Source organism: Cupriavidus sp. 8B, assembly GCF_054589115.1.
On record NZ_BAAILO010000424.1, the window covers coordinates 11,764 to 30,069 of the forward strand.

The following is an 18,306-nucleotide window of genomic DNA, read 5'->3' on the forward strand; positions in this document are numbered from 1 at the left end:
GCTACAAGGCAACAAAATAGCACGGTCGGCGCAACAACGCCCGGCCCTGCCGGCCGTATCCTAGCCCGCATCCAGTCAAGCGAAGCAACAGGAAGCGACGACATGCGGCACAAGACGAATCGGCACTCACAGCCCGCCGGGCACTGCACATCCGGATTTATTTCATTCCAGGCAATATCGCCGGCAGCACAGCTTGGCCGGGAGACGGCATGAGCGCAATGAACTCGCGCGCCGCGCTGCTGACCGCCTCGGGCGCTTGCGCGCTGATCGTCCTCGACACCAACATCGTGGCCGTCACGCTGCCTCGCATCGCGAGCGACCTGCATGCCACGTTCTCCGATATCGAGTGGGTGGTCAGCGCCTACATGCTGACCTTTGCCGGCGGCCTACTGCCCGCGGGCAGCCTGGCCGACAAGTTCGGCCGCAAGCGCATGCTGCTGACCGGCCTGGCGGTCTTCATGCTGGCCTCGCTGGGCTGCGGCCTGGCGGGAAGCAGCCTGGCGCTGAACCTGGCGCGCGCCGTCAAGGGCGTGGGCGCGGCCATGCTGCTGACCTCGGCGCTGGCGACCATCGCGCACGCCTTTCACGATGAGCGCGAGCGCGCCCGGGCGTGGGCCTTCTGGGGTGCGTGCATGGGCGTGGCCATGCTGGTCGCGCCGAGCCTTGGCGGCGTGATCAGCCAGACCTTGGGATGGCGCTGGGTGTTCCTGCTGAACCTGCCGGTCGGCATCCTGCTGGGCGCCATGGTGCTGCGGCACATCTCGGAGTCGCGCGACGCGGGCGCGGCGCGCATCGACCTGTGGGGCGGCCTGTGCTTTTGCGGCAGCCTGTTCCTGATGATCTGGGCCTTGATCGAGGCCAACCGCATTGGCTGGGGCGATACGCGCACCCTGATGCGGCTGGCCGGCGGCGCCGTGCTCTTCGCGCTGTTTATCGGCGTGGAGCGCATCCAGCGCCGGCCCATGGTGGATCTCACGCTGTTCCGCAATCCGCGCCTGATCGGCGCGCTGCTCGGTATGGCCGCGTACGCTGCCTGTGCCCAGGTGATGATGACCTTGATCCCGCTGTACCTGCAGACGGGCCTCGGGTTCTCGGCGATCGCCTCAGGCGCCGCCATGCTGCCGTTCGCGCTGACCATGCTGATCTTTCCGCGCATCGGCGTGCGGCTGTCGGGGCGGCTGGATGCGCCCTCGATGCTGGTGTTCGGGCTCGTGCTGGTCGGGCTCGGCAACCTGCTGAGCGCGTGGGCGGTCATTTCCATGTCCTACCTGCCCTTCGCGCTGGCCATTGCCGTCACCGGCAGCGGCGCGGGGCTGCTCAATGGCGATACGCAGAAGAACATCATGGCCTGCATCCCGCGCGAGCGCTCCGGCATGGCGTCCGGCATCAGCACCACCACGCGCTTCAGTGCGATCGTGCTGTCGTTCGGCCTGCTCGGCGGCCTGCTCGCCTACCGTACCCAGGCCGTGTTCGACGCGGCGCTGCATGCGCATCCGGAAGGCTCGGGGGTGCTGCCCGGCATGGCCGCACACATCATCGCGCGCGTGGTTGCCGGCGACCTGAATGGCGCGATGGCCGATGTGCAAGCACCGCTGCGCGGCGTGCTGGAACCCCTTGCGCGCACCGCCTTCGCGGAAGGCTTCGCCTGGATCCTGTGCGTGGCCGCCGGGGTCGCGCTGCTCAGCGCCGTCTTGGTGCGCCTGTTGATGCGGGATGAATCGCCGGCGCACCAGCCGGTGCGCGTGAATGCACCGGCGCGCCGCTAAAGCGCCCCTTGCCAACCACTCAATCGATCGTCATATGCGAGTCATGCACGATCTTGCCAAGGCGCAGCTTCTCGTCCTGCACAAAGTGCGCAAACTCGACGCGTGTGCCCGACACGGGCCGGTAGCCGTAGGTCTCGAACTGCGCGCGCAGGCCGGCATCGCCCTGGAACGCGGCCTGCGTGGCCTGCGCGATGCGGTCCAGGATCGGCGCCGGCGTGCCCTTGGGCGCATAGATGCCGCCCCAGTGCTCCATGCGGATGCCTGCAAAGCCCTGCTCCGCGGTGGTGGGCACGTCCGGCAACGCCTGCGCGCGCTTGTCGTCGGTCACCGCCAGCGCGCGCAGCTTGCCGCCACGCAGGAAGCCGAGCACGCCAACGGGGGCTTCGGACGCCAGGTCGATCTGGCCGCCGATGACCGCGTTGAGCGTTTCCGAGCCGCTCTTGTAGTGCACCAGTGTCACCGGCACGCCGAGCGCGGCCTCCACCATCTCCGCCACGAAATGTCCGGTGCTGCCAGCGCCGGCGGTGCCGAACGTGATGCCACCCTTGGCCTTGCCGAAGGCCTGCAGCGTCTTCAGGTCCTTGATATCCTTGCGCGAGGCACCGGCGCCCACCACCATCACCGACGGCGCCGCATTGGTGCTGACCACGGGAACGAGGTCGCTGTCGGCGTAGGGCATCTTCGCGCGCAACAACGCGTTGGCGACCGCGCCATTGCCTGCGATCAGCAGCGTATAGCCATCAGGCGCGCTCTTGGCGACAAACTCGGCGCCGATGATGCCGCCGGCGCCCGGCTTGTTGTCCACGATCACGGTCTGGCCAAGCTGCCGGCCAAGCGCCTGCGCGATCAGCCGCGTGGTGATGTCGCCCGGGCCGCCGGCCGAGAAGGGCAGCACCAGGCGGATCGGCTTGTCCGGCCAGTGCGCCTGGGCACCGGCCGGCAGGCTGGATAGGGCCAGCATCGCGCATGCTGCCATCCGGGCCAGCACGGCACGGCGGGGGATTCGTTGGGTCATGTCTCGCTCCTGGTGTACTTTGTTGTCGGCAGGCACTCAATCGAACGCACAAGCCACCGGCGGCGCAAGCAGGGCGAGCAACTCGCGCACATCGTCGAGCTGCTCAAGATCGCGCACCATGCGCTCGATGGCTTGCTGCCGCTGCGGCGCTATCAGCCCGTCCGTCAGGGCCCTGTACTTGGCGGCCACTTCGTCGCTCGATTGCGGCGATTCGATGGCGCGCGACGCCGTACGGTCGACCTCGATGCGCTGGCCGTCGGTGAAGGCCACGGCCAGCCGCACGCGTCCACGAGCCCGTTGGCCGCCCGCGTCGAAGGCGGGATCGTGGCGCACCGCGATACGCGGCAGCAGCGCCCAAACGTCGTCGGCATCGATGCGCGCCGGCGCGAACTGCGGCACAAGCGCCGCGCCGTCCAGCACCGCCACCGCAAGCGCGTAGCCGATGTTCATCTGCGCGCCGATTGGCGTCAGCGGCCGCTGCGGCACCCACCAGCCATGGTGATAGACGGCATGCGAAACATCCACCTCGATACCAGCGATCTCCCCGACCTTGAGCGCGCGCTGCGCGCCCACGTCGAACAGCGCGTCGAGCGGCGCGTGGATGCCGCCCATGGCCGCGTAGGGCTTGATGACGATGCGCTCGACTTCCCAGCGCTCGCCCAGGCCATCGGTGATCTGCGAGGCATCCGGCGCATGTCCTTCGCCGAACGTCGAGAGAAAGCCGCCGTACTCGCGCTCGAACACGCGCTTGATGCCGGTGTAGCCGCCCGCCGCCAGCACCGCCGCGTAGAGCCCGTTGCGCGCGGCGAAGCCGTGGTGCATGCGCTTGCACATGGCCTCGTATTGCGCCGCCATCAGTCCGGCCGACTGCGTGCCAGCCAACCCCAGCGCATCTTCAAAACGCGCGGCATCGAGCCCCAGCAGCTTGCCCACGGCAGCGGCGGCTGCGTGCGTGCCGAACACCGATCCGGAATGCCAGCCGCGCGACAACATCTGCGCGCCATGCAGCGCCATGCCCACGCGCGGGCCCACCTCATAGCCGGCCATGGCCGCTTCCAGGAAGCGCCGCCCGCTGACGCGGCTCTCGCCTTCGGATGCTGCCCACAGCGCGGGCAGCACGAGCGATGCGCTGTGCAGCGGCCCGAGCGGATGGTAGTCGTCAAGCTCAAACCCCTGGATGAAGGTGCCATTGAGCAGCGCGGCGCCCGGCGCGCTGGTGCGCGCCCCCCAGCCGACGATGGTTCGGTCACCCTGCCCTTCCATCTGGCGCACGATGTTGGCGGCGGTGCGCGACCACGGCATTTGCGCGCCGACGATGGCACAGGCGATGCCGTCGAGCGTGAGCGCCTTGGCGCGCTCGCGCGCGGTGGCGCTGGCTTGCTCCAGCCGGAAGCCGGCCAGCCATTGGGCGAGCCTGCCGGTGGGCCCGTCGGGATCGGTAGGCGGCAAGGGCGTGGGGTTCTGATTCTGGTTCTGGTTTTCGTTTTGGTTTTGGTTTTGCATGGCGTGCCTGTCTATGTGGGGCTACGTGAGGCTACGTGGAAAATGGCGCAGTCGGCTGGAGCTCAGGCCACGCCCTTACTCGAACGGATACTGCTTGACCAGCGCACCCAGGCGCTCGCTTTCCTGGCGCACCTGCGCGGCAAACTCGGCAGGCGAATTCACCACCGGCTCGGCGCCCGCGGCGGCGATGGTCCGTTGCACTTCCGGATCCTTTACGGCCTCGCGCAGCGCGGCGACAACGCCCTGCGTGATCGCGGCCGGGGTGCCCTTGGGCGCGAACAGGCCATACCAGGTGACCGATTGGAACTGCGGGTAACCGGCCTCGGCCGTGGTGGGCACATCGGGCAGCGCGGCGGCGCGCTTGTGCCCCTGCGTGGCAAGGATCTTCAGCGTGCCGGCCTTGTAGTGCGGCAGCGCGGCCGTGATGCCGGTGAACGCCAGGTTGACGTTGTTGGCGATCATGTCCGTGACGATGGCGCCGGTGCCCCGGTAGTTGACGATGATGAGGTTAGGCAAGCCTGCCTCCGCCGCCAGTTGCTTGCCGGAGATGCGCGCGAGACTTTCGCCGGTGCCGAGCGAACAGGTCTTGGCCACCGTCTTGCAGTACTGCACGAATTCCCCGAGCGTCTTCACGGGCAGCTTGGCGCTGGCTACCACCGCGGCAGGCGACTGCGAAATCGCGGTGATTGGGTCGAGCCGCGCCAGCGGGTCGATGCCCTTGAGCCCGGGCGTGTACCTGGTGACCACGATGCCCGGCACCTGCAGCAGCAGGGTATAGCCATCGGGCTTTGCCTCCATCACGCGCCGCGTGCCGATCAGGCCGTCGGCGCCCGGCAGGTTCTCCACCACCACCGGCTGGCGCCAGAGCACGCCAAGCTGCTTGGACACCGCTCGCGCGGTGGCGTCCGTGCCACCGCCGGCGCTATAGGGGACCACCAGTGTGACGGGACGGTCCGGGCGCCATGCGCCGGGGCTGTCGGTGGAGCCGGCGGCGGTGGCTAGCGTGCCGGCCAACAGCAGCGTCGCGCCGATAGCGAGCGGGGCGACAGCTCGGCGCCTGGTTTGTCGTTGGATCGAGGATGGCATGTTGTCTCCGTATTTTTTTAAGTGGTGGCCCGTGGTGTCTCTGGCTAGCTGTGCGAGCACTCAAGCCGGCGCGGCAATTGCGGGGGTAAGCGGCCGGCCGCGCCAGTCGCGCTGGAACACGCCATCGAGCCGGCCCCGCGCGATGGCATGCGCGCGCAGCCACGCCACCAGCGCTTCGCGCGCAAGACCGGCTGGCGGCTCGGCGGCAAGCGCGTACAGCTGGAACACATAGCGATGTGGCCCGTGCCCCGGCAGGGGCCGGGGGCCGTCGTAAGCTGCATCGCCCAGCCCGTTGACGGCCAGTGTCACGCCGGCCGGCAACGGCTCGCGCGACAGTGCGCCTTCGGCCAGCGCGCCGACCGCGGCCGGGCCCCAGGCAAGCGCGTGCACGATGGCGTAAGCCAGCGGCACATCCGGATCCTCGACCAGCAACAGCCAGTGCGTGGCCGTTGCCGGCAATCCCGTCCAGGCCAGCGCGGGAGAGCAGTTGGCGCCCACGCCCGCGCCCGCGTGGCGCACGGGCATCGCGCCGTGATCGGCAAACGACGTGCTGTGCAGCGCCAGCGTGTCGGGCAATGCGGCCAGTACGGCATCGCTGCACGCCAGGCTGCCATCGCCCGCGTGGCGTCCGCGCAGCAGCAGTCCGGCTGCGCGCAGCACCAGCGGATGCTGCATCCGGGCGCTCATGCCGCGCCTTGCCGGCGCACCGACCAGGCCCAGGGCCGGTGGGTGCGATCGGCTTGCTGCCAGGCACGGATCAGCGCGTCGTCCTTGAGCGTCAGGCCGATATCGTCCAGCCCGTGCAGCAGGGCTTCACGGCGCAGCGGGTCGACGGGAAACGCGACGGTCGCGCCATCGGGCGCGGTCAGCGTGGCGCTCGCCAGGTCCACGTGCACCGGCGCGCCGCTTGCGCATTGCGCGGCCAGCGCTTGCACCGTTTCGGCGGGGAGCTGGATCGGCAGCACGCCGTTCTGGAAGCAGTTGTTGTAGAAGATGTCGCCATAGCTCGGCGCGATCACGCAGCGCACGCCCAGGCCCATCAGCGCCCACACCGCGCCCTCGCGCGAGGATCCGCAGCCAAAGTTGGCGCCGGCGAGCAGCACCGGGGCGCCGCGAAACGCCAGCTGGTTGAACACGCAGCCCGGATCCTCGCTGCCATCGGCGCGGTAGCGCAGCGCTTCCAGCGCGTAGGGGCCGAGCTGCTCGCGCGGCAACGCGGTGAGCCGCTCGATGCGGATGATCACGTCGGTGTCGACGTTGGCGCGCATCAGCGGCACGGCGGCGCCCGTTACGACAGTGAAGGGTTGCATGGTCATGTCAGGCTCCGTACGTCGGCAATGCAGCCGGTGACCGCGGCGGCGGCGGCCATCGCGGGGCTGGCAAGATGGGTGCGGGCCCCCGGCCCCTGGCGCCCGACAAAATTGCGGTTGGAGGTGGAGACCGAGCGCTGCCCGGGCGGCACCTGCTCGCCGTTGGCGGCCACGCACATGCTGCAGCCCGGCTCGCGCCAGGCAAAACCCGCATCCTCGAACACGGCGCGCAGCCCTTCGGCCTCGGCCGCGCGCTTGACGTTTTCCGAACCCGGCACCACCCAGGCGGTCACGCCCGGGGCCACGCGCCGCCCGCGCGCCACGGCGGCCGCGGCGCGCAGGTCGGACAGGCGCGAGTTCGCGCAGGAGCCGATGAAGACCCAGTCCACCGGCGTGCCGGCGATGGGGGCGTTGGGTGCCAGGCCCATGTAATCCAGCGCGGCGCCGATGGCAGCGCTGGCCGCCTGGTCGCCGGCGGCGGCCGGGTCGGGGATATGCCCGTCGATCGCCATCGCGTGCTCGGGGCTGGTGCCCCACGTGATGGTGGGCGCCACCGCCGCGGCGTCGATCACCTCTTCGCGATCGAACACGGCGCCGGCATCGGTGGCGAGCGTGCGCCAGTACGCGGCCGCGCTGTCGAACTGCGCGCCGGTGGGCGCATATGGGCGGCCGCGCAGCCATTCGATGGTGCGCGCATCGGGCGCCACCATGCCAAAGCGCGCGCCCAGCTCCACGCTCAGGTTGCACAGCGTCAGGCGCCCTTCCACTTCCAGCGCTTCGATGGCCGTGCCGGCAAACTCGATGGCAAAGCCGCCGCCCGCCGCCGCGCCGAGGCGGCCGATGATATGCAGCGCCAGGTCCTTGGCGGTGATGCCCTCGGCCAGCACGCCGTCGCAACGGATGCGCATGCGCAGCGGCTTTTGCTGGCGCAGCGTTTGCGTGGCAAGCGCGTGCGTGCTCTCGGACGAGCCCACGCCGAAGGCCATCGCGCCCAGGCCGCCATTGGTACAGGTATGGCTGTCGCCGCAGATGACCGTCAGGCCGGGCAGCACGATGCCAAGCTCTGGGCCCATCACGTGGACGATGCCCTGCCCCGGCTGGCCAAGGTCGAACATCGTCACGCCGGCCGCGGCCGAGCGATCGCGCAGCGCGGACCACAGGCGCCCCCCCGGCACATAGGTATTGCCATCGCGCCCGGGCTGGCTGGAGACTGCGTGGTCCGGCGTGGAGAACACCAGCGCCGGATCATGCAGCGGCAAGCCGCGCGCCGCCACCTCGGCCAGCGCCGGCGGGCCGGAGAGATCGTGCAGCAAGTGACGGTCGATATGCAGCAGCGCCCAGCCATCGCCGAGCTCGCGCACCACATGCGCGTCCCAGAGCTTGTCGAAGAGAGTGCGGGCCATCGTCAATCCTTTGCGCTTGCCGGCGCGTCGGGGTTGGTGGCGCGCTCGCCGGCATTGAAGCGCTGGCGCAGGCCGTCCCATTCATCGGCGCCGAAGCGGCGGAAGGTCTGCCCCACGCTGGCCGACACGCCCGGCGCGGTGAAGGTGGCCTTGAGCTCGGCCAGCGCTTCGTCGCCCGCCTGGATCGCGGCCTTGAGCATCAGGCCCGGCAGGATGGCCAGCTTGTAGCCCATGGCCTCGGCCTCGCGCAGGTCGAAGATCGGCGTGCGGCCGCCGGGCACCACGTTCAGCAGGCACGGGCCGCGCACCAGTCGCGGCACGGCCGCGACTTCCTCGATTGTTTGCGTGGCTTCGACGAAGGCCAGGTCCGCGCCGGCTTCCAGCGCGGCATTGGCGCGCCAGATGGCCTCGTCCAGCCCGAGCATGGCCCGCGCATCGGTGCGCGCGATGATGACGAAATCCGGCGTGCGGCGCGCCTGCGCCGCCGCGCGGATCTTGGAGACGAATTCCGCGCGCGAGACCACTTCCTTGCCATCCAGGTGTCCGCAACGCTTGGGCGCAACCTGGTCCTCGATATGGATCGCCGCCACGCCACGGGCCTCGTACTCGCGCACGGTGCGGGTGACGTTGAGCTCGTTGCCATAGCCGGTGTCGGCGTCGGCAATCAGCGGGATCGACACGGAGCGCGCCATCACCGCGGCGTTCTCGACCATCTCGCTCATCGTCAGCAGGCCGAAGTCGGGGAAGCCGCGCGCGGCCGATGTGCCGGCACCTGTCATGTAGCAGGCGGAGAAGCCCGCCTGCTCGATCAGGCGAGCGCCGATGGCGTCGTAGGCGCCGGGCGCGATGATCATGCCGGGTGCCTGCAGGTGCTGGCGAAAGGTAGCTGCGAGGGTCACTGGACGGGTCCTGTGTGCTTGCTGTGGGTGACAGTGAGGTGTGCGTACGGAGTGAGCATCAGGGCGGAGGGAAATGGGCTGTCGCCTGTCGCTTTGTGTTTATGTGTTTATATTCTAGATACAACTAACCGGTTCCGTCAAGGATCGGGAAATTCGCCGCAGGAGCGTTGTGCTATGCTGCCCACGCCACTAACCCGTCACCTCATGCCGCGCACGACCACCCCCCCTTCGCCGCTGGGCCATATGCCCGGCACCTCGCTGCACCGGCAGCTCTTTCTCGTGCTGCGCGACGAAATCACGCGTGGCGTCTATGTGCAAACTGGGGCGTTGCCGAAAGAAGAAGCACTGTGCGAGCGTTTTGGCGTCTCGCGCATCACGGTGCGCCGGGCGCTGTCCGAGCTGGCGGCGCTGGGGCTGGTGGAACGGCGCCATGGCCTTGGCACCTTTGTGCGGGCGGACGCGCCGGCGGGGCGCAGCAGCCCGAGCCTTAGCGTGATCGACGGCCTGCGCAAGACCGCGCTGGAGACGGATGTCGAAGTCCTGGACGTGACCACGGCCGTGCCGCCGGCGGACATTGCCCAACTGCTGCAGCTCGCCCCGGGCGAGCAAGCGGTGCATGCGCTGCGCCTGCGCAGCATCAAGGGCGCGCCGGTGATGCTGACGGATGCGTGGGTGCCCGCCGCGCTGGGCAAGCGCGTGTCGGCTGCCGCGCTGCGCAAGCACGCGCTCTACGAGATCCTGATGGCGCAGGGGGTAAAGTTTGGCCGCGTGGTGCAGGAGATCACGGCCCAGGCGGCCGACCCCGCCTACGCGGGCTGGCTGCGCACGGAGGTTGGCGCGCCGCTGCTCAAGCTGGTGCGCCTGATGCATGATCCGGAGTCGCGGCCGGTCCAGTACATCACGGTGTACATGTCCCCCGAACGCAGCCGCATCCTGATGGATATCTCGGCCGACAAGGTCAACACGCTAAGCGCCGGGCAGTTTGTCCACGACGTGCCGCGCGACTAGGCGCTCGCCTTGCCGTTCAGCGCTTAGCCTTGCTGTTCCTCGATGGCGTCGACGCGGCTCGGATAGAAAGCCACGTGGTCCTTGATGGCCGCGACGGCGGCATACGGCGCCTCGTAAGTCCACACCGCATTGACCGATCGCTCTCCGCCCGCGGGGATGCTGTAGTAAGCGCAATCGCCTTTGTACGGGCAGTAGGTGGCGTGATCGCTACGAGCCAGTAGCGACATGTCGACATCCTTGCGCGGAATGTACTGCACCGCCGCGTAGGACGCCTCACGCAGCGTGAGCGCGCTGCGGGTGTCGGCAATGACGGCGCCGCCGAGCTTGACGACGACGCGCGCGGGGTTCGCCTCGATCACGATCGGATGATCGGGGCCCGGGATCTTGATGGGATTGCTGCTCATGGCTGGGCTTCCTGATGTATGGCAGGGCCCGCCAATACTACGCGCGAACCCGCCAGCTTGCCCGGCATCAATGTGCGCCTTGCACCGCCCTGCGCAGTGCCGCCTGCGCCAGCAGCCGCGTGGAATCCAGCGTCGGCAGCGGCGCATTGCCATCATTCACGATCAATGGGATCTCCGTGCAGCCGAGCACCACGGCGTCGCAGCCCTGCGCCTTCAGCCGCTGGATCACCTGCTGGAAGTAAGTGAGCGCTTCCGGGGTGGCGATGCCGCCCACCAGTTCGTCCATGATGATGCGGTTGATTTCATCGCGCTCAGCGGGCTCCGGCCGCACGAAGCCAAGCCCGCGCGCAGCGAGCTTCTCGGGGTAGACCTCGCTGTCGACAAGCCAGCGCGTACCCGTCAGGCCGAGGCGGGTGAAACCTCGCGCCACCGCGCTGTCGGCCACCACCTCGGCAATATGCAGCCAGGGCAGCGGCGAGCGCGGCGCCACGTATGGCAGGGCCTGGTGAATGGTGTTATCGGGACAGATCAGGAAATCCGCGCCCATGCCGGCGAGCTTCCTGGCCGAGGTGAGCATCAACTCACCTACGGCCTGCCAGTCGCCGCGATCGAGGTGTTTGACGTACTCGGCCAGCGACGGGGTGTGCATCGACACCTCGGGATGCGCATGGGGCCCTAGCAGCCGCGCGCCCTCCATGCAGATGGTGCGGTAGCAAAGCGCAGCGCCTTCGGCGGAGCAGGCAACGATGCCGATGTGCAGGGTCATGACTGACGCCTCCTTGCGAGGTCACACAGCAAATCAGGGTGCCCTGCGCGGCGGCCAGCTATGCCACCGCGTCCCGGGCGGTCACTGCAAGTCAGCGCTGGCTCAGCCTGCCACGCGCGGCTTGACGCGGCCTGCCGCCTCCTTGGCGCGCACGCGGGCGGTTTCCACATCGGCGTCGTACGCCAGTGCCACGCCCATGCGGCGCTTGGTGAAGCTCTCCGGCTTGCCGAACAAGCGCAGCTCGGTCTGCGGTACCCGCAGCGCCTCGTCCACGCCGTCGAACACCACGCCCTTGGCATCCACGCCGCCGTAGATCACCGCGCTGGCGCCCGGGCTCTTGAGCGCGGTGCTCACCGGCAGGCCGAGAATGGCGCGCGCGTGCAGCTCGAACTCGTTCTGCCACTGGGTGATCATGGTCACCATGCCGGTGTCGTGCGGACGCGGGCTGACTTCGCTGAACCAGACCTGCTCGCCCTTGACGAACAGCTCCACACCAAACAGGCCCTGCCCGCCCAGGTTGGCGGTGACGGCCTGCGCAATCTGCTGGGATTTTTGCAGCGCGGCCGGATGCATCGGATGCGGCTGCCAGCTTTCCACGTAATCCCCGCTGACCTGCACGTGGCCGATCGGCTCGCAGAACTGCGTTTGCACCTGGCCGTCGGCGCCGATCGCGCGCACCGTCAGCAGCGTGATTTCGTAGTCGAAGTCGATGAAGCCTTCCACGATCACGCGGCCGTGGCTGACACGGCCGCCAGCCATGGCGTAGTCCCATGCGGCCTTGACGTCCGCGGGGCCGTCGATCTTGCTCTGGCCCTTGCCGGAGCTGCTCATCACCGGCTTGACCACGCACGGGTAGCCGATGCCGCCATCGATGGCCGCCTGCAGTTCTTCGAGCGAGTCGCAGAACTTGTAGGGGCTGGTGGGCACGCCGAGCGTCTCCGCGGCCAGGCGGCGGATGCCTTCGCGGTCCATGGTCAGGCGCGCCGCGCGCGCCGTGGGGATGACGCGCACCACGCCGGCGGCTTCCAGCGTCTCCAGCATCTGCGTGGCGATGGCTTCGATCTCCGGCACCACCAGGTCCGGCTTCTCGGCTTCGATCAGCGCCTTGAGCTGGTCCGGGTCGCTCATGGAAATGGTGCGCGCGTGGTGCGCCACCTGCTGGCCGGGCGCATCGGCATAGCGGTCCACCGCAATCGTTTCAACGCCGAGCCGTTGCAGCGCGATCAGGACTTCCTTGCCGAGCTCGCCGGAGCCCAGCAGCATGACTTTGGTCGCGCCGGGCGACAGAGGGGTGCCGATAGTGGTCATGTGGGACCCTTGGGATCAAGTAAAAACAGGGATTGTACGTGCAGGGAAAGGGAGCGCCCGGGCAGGCACGGTAGACGGGCGAGCCTCGTGAGGCTTTCACCACATCGGCGGGCTACCGGACAGTGGCATCCATCGTTCGAGAAAGCCGAAAGGTGAATTGTCCGGCACTGCCTTGCCGAAATCCACACAGCCAATACACTGGGTCAGTTGGTCTGCGCTCGGCAGGCCCCCCAACCAGGAATGAACATGAAGATTGACCTCACGGGCAAGATCGCCCTTGTTTCAGGTTCCACTGCCGGGATCGGCTTCGCGACGGCAAAGGGGCTGGCCGGCGCGGGCGCCCGCGTCATCATCAACGGCCGCAGCGAGGCCACCGTGGGCAAGGCCCTGGAGACGCTGCGCGCCGCCGTTGCCGGCGCGGATGTCACGGGCTTCGTCGGCGATCTTGCCGACCCGGCAACGTGCACCCACCTGGTGGCGGAGCATCCCCGGGTCGACGTGCTGGTGAATAACCTTGGCATCTTCCAGCCGCAGGACTTCTTCGAGACGCCCGACAGCGAGTGGACCCGCTTCTTCGAAACCAACGTCATGTCCGGCGTGCGGCTGTCGCGGGCCTATGCGCTTTCCATGGCCGAGCGTAAATGGGGACGGATCGTGTTCATCTCGTCTGAATCGGCGCTGAACATCCCCGCCGACATGATCCACTATGGCTTCTCCAAGACCGCGCAACTCGCCATCTCGCGCGGGCTGGCCAAGCGGCTCGCCGGTACCGGCGTGACCGTCAACGCGGTGCTGCCCGGCCCCACGCTGTCGGAGGGCGTCACCGACATGCTCAAGGATGCCATTGCAAGCTCGGGGCAATCCGCGGAAGACGTGGCCGCGGACTTCGTAAAGGCGCACCGTTCCACCTCGATCATCCAGCGTGCTGCCAGCGTCGAAGAAGTCGCCAACATGATCGTCTATGTCTGCTCTGCGCAAGCCTCGGCCACTACCGGTGCCGCGCTGCGCGTGGACGGCGGGGTCGTGGATACGATCGCCTGAGTCCGGAGGCAGCCGGGGCCGGGCGAGCCCATCTCCCGTCCCCGGCGCATGCGCCATGCATTGAGTCTGGCGTGATGCAGTGGCTCGCCGAGCGCTCCACGCACCGTCGCGGCGACCGCGATACGCCGGCCAAGGGTTGGCGCGAGGCCGAGCAGGTCCGCGGCAACGTTGTGCCCTGCGGAGCGCCCGAGGTTCATCGCGTGCTGGCACGACATCGCGGCATGGTTGCCTTCATCGTCCGTTGCAGCGTAGGCGACGTCGCCGGTGGCGAACACGGTATCGACGCCTTTGACGCGCAGGTGGCCGTCCACATGCAGGCGGCCGAATGCATCGCGCTCGGCCGGGATCTGCTGCGTGAGCGCGCTGGCGCGCACGCCCGCCGTCCAGATCACCGTCTTGGCATCGATACGCTCGCCGTTGGCCGTGGTCAGGCCGTTCTCGTCCACGGAGGCCACCGTCACGCCTAGCCGCCAGGTCACGCCAAGTTCTTCAAGCGCCTGCGTGATGACCGGACGCGGACCGGCGCCTAGCTCGGCGGCGACTTCGTCGTGGCGATCGACAGCGATGACGTTCACGTCGGCATCCTCGCCCAACGCTTCACGCAGGCGCGCCGGCATTTCAGCCGCCGTCTCGATGCCCGTGAAGCCGCCGCCCGCCACTACGATGGTGTTGCGCGCGGGGGATGCCCAAGGGATTCTTTGCGGACGCATTGCCAGTACCTCGGTCGTCTCAGGCGGCGACGATGCGCCTTGCCTGAGTCGGCAGCGCGAGATCGTAGCAAGGGGATCGGACGCGCCAAGCATCATTGCGTGATGCTCGACATCACGTTGGCGCATCAATGGCGGCGGCGGCGATTGCGGCCCTGAGAGGACCGGCGCCGCGCGGACAACACTCGCGAAGCACCGGCGTGGCGGGTCATGGCGTATTGCTTTCTGGGTTATGACTGATCGGTTAAAGGTTATTGCTGATGGCTTACTGCCTTGGTGGCTTGCTCATGAAGCATGCGCTCAAAACGATACGCGGCCGCTTAGCGCGCATATCTTCCAACGACGCTTTGGCCGCCAAGCGCATGGCCTTTCAGCGCTTGCATCAGTTCCTCCCTGCTCAGACCGGGCGGCAGCGCGGTTGGCGCAAGGTCCGTGGCGATGACGGTCAAGGTGTAATGGTGCGGCGCATCACCAACCGACGGACAAGGTCCACGATAAATCTGTTCACCGCGCACATTCTTGCCAAGGGTCGCGCCATGGCCATCGGCCTGGCCCTCGCCCTCCTTCAACTGGCCGCGATCGGCGGCGATGTTGTAGGCAACCCAATGTGAAACGCCCAGGCCCATATTGCCATCGGGATCCGATAAGAGCACTGCAACCGATTTGGTACCGGCGGGAAGATTCGACCACGACACCTGCGGCGACACGCCTTTACCGCCGCAATCGGACGTATTGTTGCCATGCAGCGTAGGGATTGTGGCGCCGTCCGCGAACGATGCGGACGACACTTGCATGCCCGCCGCCTGTGCCGCGCCGACAATAACAAAAAGCAATGCGCCGGCCAGCGGTGCGAGGCGTGTTCTGGTGAGTTTCATTTGTGTCGCATCCCAATGGAAATGAAATGAGTGGAATGTATGCGCCGCGCGCCATGCAAGGTGCGCGTATACCCTCTGGCATTCACGATTGCCCGGACTTAATATGGGCTTGATCGTGCTCAAGGCGTTTACTGCGTACGGACGATGTCATTAGATATAACGTTAAAAATATAACGACTAAAGGAGACATCCATGCAAGATTATCAAAGCCTTGTTTTCATGTGCGCTATTGGCTTGGTGTGCCTCTATGTCTTGCTCGGCACACTCTCCCAATCGCTCGCGATCAAATATGGCGCGCCCGCCATCGTTTCGGTCCTGATGGTGGCGTTCTCCGTCTCGCCCTGGCACGTGGTGGGGTAAACCGCAATCACCAGCGGCTGCGGAGGCCTTGATGCGCCGACGGGCCGTTAAATGCGTTCTGGCGGGATTCACCGCATTGCTCGCCGCGCCCGGTGTGGCGCTCGCGCAGCCTGCCCAAGCCTATACCGCCGGCCCCGTCAACCTGCGTGCCGGACCCGCGCCGGATTACCCGGTGGTCGCGCAATTGTCCGGTGGCGTGCCGCTCACCGTGATGGGGTGCGTCAGCCAGTACACATGGTGCGACGTGGCGCTGCCCAACCTGCGTGGCTGGGTCTATGCCGGGCAGCTTGGTTACCCCTACCAGGGCGGCAGTGTTCCGGTGCTGAACTACGGCACCGTGATCGGCCTTCCCATCATCACGTTCTCCATCGGCTCCTACTGGGGCAACTACTATCGCGGCCGGCCCTGGTACCACGACCAGCGATACTGGGCGCATCGCCCGCCATATGGGCCGGGACCGGGATATCCGCCAGTACACGGGCGCCCGCCGGGTGGCTATCCGCCCGGCCGACCGCCGGGTCATGGAGGCGGAAGCGGTCATGGTGGCGGCGGTCACGGCGGTGGCGGTGGCGGTGGTGGCGGTCACGGTGGTGGCGGTCACGGTGGTGGTGGTCACGGTGGTGGTGGTCACGGCGGTGGTGGTCACGGCGGTGGTGGTGGTCACGGCCACGGCGGCGGCCATGGTGGCCACGGCGGCCGATAGCATCGCTTGCGGACGACCCCGCGCGACGCACACTGGCAAACGGGTTCAGCCAGCCTGGAAATTCTGGCCATTGCCGGGCACGCCGGCGTGGCCCAGAATTTTGCGCACCCCCTGTCCATATGGAGGGCTGCGATTCATGCAAGAAAACCAGGAGACCACCATGCGCGACTACGCCGAGGCCATCGCCGGCTTTTCCTATGAGGCATCGATCTCGGAGCGCCTGAGCGGCAAGCTCGATGCCGTCAACGCCTGCGTCGAATGCTGCGACCGCCATGCCCTGCCCGGGCGCATCGCGCTGTTCTGGGAGAGCCGCGACGGCACCAGCGAGACCTATACCTTCAGCCAGTTGCAGAAGCTCTCCGCGCAGTTCGCCAACTTCCTCACGGCGCAAGGCATCGGCCCCGGCGACCGTGTGGCTGGCCTGCTGCCGCGCACACCGGAGCTGCTTGTCACCATCCTTGGCACCTGGCGTGCCGGCGCGGTCTACCAGCCGTTGTTCACAGCCTTTGGCCCCAAGGCCATCGAGCATCGGCTGCAAACCTCCGGCGCCCGGCTCGTGGTCACCGACGGCGCCAATCGCGGCAAGCTCGATGAGCTGGCGAACTGCCCCGATGTACTCACCGTGGGCGGCGCCAAGGGGCGCGGCATCGCGCGCGGAGACTTCAGTTTCTGGGCGGAGCTTGACCGCCAGCCGGCCCGGTTCGATCCGGTCATGCGCACTGGCGGCGATCCGTTCCTGATGATGTTCACCTCCGGCACCACCGGCCCCGCCAAGCCGCTACTGGTGCCGCTCAAGGCCGTGGCCGCGTTCGCGGGCTATATGCGCGACGCGGTCGACCTGCGTCCCGAGGATGCCTTCTGGAACCTCGCCGATCCCGGCTGGGCCTATGGCTTGTATTACGCAGTGACCGGGCCGCTGGCCCTGGGGCATCCCACCACGTTCTACGACGGCCCGTTCAGCATCGAGAGCACATGCCGGGTGATCGACAAGTACGGCATCACTAACCTGGCCGGCTCGCCCACCGCCTATCGCCTGCTGATCGCGGCGGGCGAGGCCGTGGCCGGCCCGCTGCACGGCAAGCTGCGCGCGGTCAGCAGCGCGGGCGAGCCGCTCAACCCGGAAGTGATCCGCTGGTTCGCCGACAAGCTCGGCGTCACCATCCACGATCACTATGGCCAGACCGAACTCGGCATGGTGCTGTGCAATCACCACGCGCTGCGCCATCCGGTGCACCTGGGCGCGGCCGGCTTCGCCAGCCCGGGCCATCGCGTGGTGGTGCTGGACGACGACGCACGCGAGCTGCCGGCCGGCCAGCCCGGCACGCTCGCGCTGGACCTGGAGCAATCGCCGATGGCCTGGTTCGCCGGCTACCACGGCACGCCGACCTGCGCCTTCGTCGGCAAGTACTACCTGAGCGGCGACACCGCGGAGCTCAACCCCGATGGCAGCATCAGCTTCATCGGCCGTGCCGACGATGTCATCACCACCTCCGGCTACCGCGTCGGCCCGTTCGATGTAGAGAGCGCTTTGATCGAGCATCCGGCGGTGGTCGAGACCGCGGTCATCGGCAAGCCCGATCCGGAGCGCACCGAACTGATCAAGGCCTTTGTCGTGCTCGGCCCGCAATACAAGGCGAGCCCGGAGCTGGCCGAGGAACTGCGTCTGCACGTACGCAATCGGCTCGCCGCCCACGCCTATCCCCGCGAGATCGAGTTCGTGCCCGAGTTGCCGAAGACGCCGAGCGGCAAGGTCCAGCGCTTTATCCTGCGCAACCAGGAAGTGGCGCGGCAACGCGAGGCGCAAGGGCAGGCGTAGCGTTGCCGGCACGGCTGCCGGCGAAGGAAACATGGGGCGCTGGCAGCGCCCTCGGCTTGCTGACAGAGCCGGATCTGCGTTGTCGTGCTCCCCTGTCCCGCGCGCGGGAGAACAACCGTGTCGAGTGGGGGCGGGTGAGGGCCGGTGTTGGATGTGGCGTTGGCTCTCGGATGCCTACTTGTTCACCATCCGTGCTGCTTCACTGCAAATTCAACTGCTTAACGTCAAAGTCAAAGGCACTTTCACCTCCCCTGCGGGGAGGCGACCTACTTTCTTGTCTCGCCAAGAAAGTAGGCAAAGAAGGCGACCCGGATGCGGCGAAAGACTCCTCGTCGG

General features: G+C 67.8%; 17 protein-coding genes and 1 pseudogene. 6 read left to right on the forward strand and 12 right to left on the reverse strand.

Going from position 1 to position 18,306, the window contains the following annotated elements:
• Window positions 1–209: 209 nt before the first annotated feature.
• Window positions 210–1,766 (forward strand): MFS transporter, encoded by a 1,557-nt coding sequence (locus ACYP5B_RS40025; protein WP_459573345.1) that lies wholly within the window; start codon window positions 210–212, stop codon window positions 1,764–1,766.
• A gap of 19 nt (window positions 1,767–1,785) precedes the next feature.
• Here ACYP5B_RS40025 and ACYP5B_RS40030 read toward each other — a convergent pair whose 3' ends face one another.
• From ACYP5B_RS40030 to ACYP5B_RS40060, 7 genes are all read right to left on the reverse strand, one after another.
• A complete protein-coding gene (locus tag ACYP5B_RS40030; protein ID WP_459573346.1) occupies window positions 1,786–2,781 on the reverse strand; it encodes a Bug family tripartite tricarboxylate transporter substrate binding protein in 996 nt (331 codons plus the stop codon).
• Between the two features lie 36 nt (window positions 2,782–2,817).
• Window positions 2,818–4,284 carry an MmgE/PrpD family protein gene (locus ACYP5B_RS40035; RefSeq protein WP_459573347.1) on the reverse strand — a complete coding sequence of 489 codons (1,467 nt, stop codon included), beginning with the start codon at window positions 4,282–4,284 and terminating at the stop codon, window positions 2,818–2,820.
• Between the two features lie 75 nt (window positions 4,285–4,359).
• Window positions 4,360–5,370 (reverse strand): Bug family tripartite tricarboxylate transporter substrate binding protein, encoded by a 1,011-nt coding sequence (locus ACYP5B_RS40040; RefSeq protein WP_459573349.1) that lies wholly within the window; start codon window positions 5,368–5,370, stop codon window positions 4,360–4,362.
• 60 nt (window positions 5,371–5,430) lie between these two features.
• A complete protein-coding gene (locus ACYP5B_RS40045; protein ID WP_459573350.1) occupies window positions 5,431–6,057 on the reverse strand; it encodes a YbhB/YbcL family Raf kinase inhibitor-like protein in 627 nt (208 codons plus the stop codon).
• Complete coding sequence (gene leuD / locus ACYP5B_RS40050) at window positions 6,054–6,680, reverse strand: 3-isopropylmalate dehydratase small subunit (protein ID WP_459573358.1); 627 nt, start codon at window positions 6,678–6,680, stop codon at window positions 6,054–6,056. Before leuD ends, ACYP5B_RS40045 begins: the two co-directional genes overlap by 4 nt.
• Window positions 6,681–6,682: 2 nt before the next feature.
• Complete coding sequence (gene leuC / locus ACYP5B_RS40055; RefSeq protein WP_459573351.1) at window positions 6,683–8,083, reverse strand: 3-isopropylmalate dehydratase large subunit; 1,401 nt, start codon at window positions 8,081–8,083, stop codon at window positions 6,683–6,685.
• A gap of 2 nt (window positions 8,084–8,085) precedes the next feature.
• Window positions 8,086–8,982 carry an isocitrate lyase/PEP mutase family protein gene (locus ACYP5B_RS40060; RefSeq protein WP_400100388.1) on the reverse strand — a complete coding sequence of 299 codons (897 nt, stop codon included), beginning with the start codon at window positions 8,980–8,982 and terminating at the stop codon, window positions 8,086–8,088.
• Window positions 8,983–9,156: 174 nt separating this feature from the next.
• On the opposite strand from ACYP5B_RS40060, the gene ACYP5B_RS40065 reads away from it, so the two are divergent.
• Complete coding sequence (locus ACYP5B_RS40065; protein ID WP_400100386.1) at window positions 9,157–9,990, forward strand: GntR family transcriptional regulator; 834 nt, start codon at window positions 9,157–9,159, stop codon at window positions 9,988–9,990.
• A 23-nt stretch (window positions 9,991–10,013) separates the two neighbouring features.
• Here the strand turns inward: ACYP5B_RS40065 and ACYP5B_RS40070 are convergent, their stop codons facing one another.
• The 3 genes from ACYP5B_RS40070 to purT form a co-directional block, all read right to left on the reverse strand.
• On the reverse strand, window positions 10,014–10,394 hold the full coding sequence (locus ACYP5B_RS40070) for a DUF427 domain-containing protein (RefSeq protein ID WP_459573352.1): 381 nt from the start codon (window positions 10,392–10,394) through the stop codon (window positions 10,014–10,016).
• Window positions 10,395–10,461: 67 nt separating this feature from the next.
• The gene (locus tag ACYP5B_RS40075; protein WP_459573354.1) at window positions 10,462–11,160 is read right to left on the reverse strand and encodes an aspartate/glutamate racemase family protein; all 699 of its coding nucleotides are present in this window, start codon (window positions 11,158–11,160) and stop codon (window positions 10,462–10,464) included.
• Window positions 11,161–11,262: 102 nt separating this feature from the next.
• On the reverse strand, window positions 11,263–12,468 hold the full coding sequence (gene purT / locus ACYP5B_RS40080; protein WP_400100380.1) for a formate-dependent phosphoribosylglycinamide formyltransferase: 1,206 nt from the start codon (window positions 12,466–12,468) through the stop codon (window positions 11,263–11,265).
• A gap of 246 nt (window positions 12,469–12,714) precedes the next feature.
• On the opposite strand from purT, the gene ACYP5B_RS40085 reads away from it, so the two are divergent.
• Window positions 12,715–13,509, forward strand: coding sequence for an SDR family NAD(P)-dependent oxidoreductase (locus ACYP5B_RS40085; RefSeq protein ID WP_459573355.1), 795 nt, complete (start codon window positions 12,715–12,717; stop codon window positions 13,507–13,509).
• 137 nt (window positions 13,510–13,646) lie between these two features.
• Here ACYP5B_RS40085 and ACYP5B_RS40090 read toward each other — a convergent pair.
• Window positions 13,647–14,195 (reverse strand): annotated as a pseudogene (locus tag ACYP5B_RS40090) (NAD(P)/FAD-dependent oxidoreductase); the annotation flags it as partial.
• A gap of 341 nt (window positions 14,196–14,536) precedes the next feature.
• Entirely contained in the window at window positions 14,537–15,091 is a 555-nt protein-coding gene (locus ACYP5B_RS40095) for a YbhB/YbcL family Raf kinase inhibitor-like protein (protein WP_400100376.1), read from the reverse strand.
• Between the two features lie 192 nt (window positions 15,092–15,283).
• On the opposite strand from ACYP5B_RS40095, the gene ACYP5B_RS40100 reads away from it, so the two are divergent.
• The 3 genes from ACYP5B_RS40100 (at window position 15,284) to ACYP5B_RS40110 (ending at window position 17,970) form a co-directional block, all read left to right on the forward strand.
• Window positions 15,284–15,451, forward strand: a complete 168-nt coding sequence (locus ACYP5B_RS40100; protein WP_006164149.1) for a hypothetical protein — start codon at window positions 15,284–15,286, stop codon at window positions 15,449–15,451.
• Window positions 15,452–15,482: 31 nt separating this feature from the next.
• On the forward strand, window positions 15,483–16,154 hold the full coding sequence (locus tag ACYP5B_RS40105; RefSeq protein ID WP_459573356.1) for an SH3 domain-containing protein: 672 nt from the start codon (window positions 15,483–15,485) through the stop codon (window positions 16,152–16,154).
• Between the two features lie 160 nt (window positions 16,155–16,314).
• Entirely contained in the window at window positions 16,315–17,970 is a 1,656-nt protein-coding gene (locus tag ACYP5B_RS40110; protein ID WP_459573359.1) for an acyl-CoA synthetase, read from the forward strand.
• Window positions 17,971–18,306 lie beyond the last annotated feature (336 nt).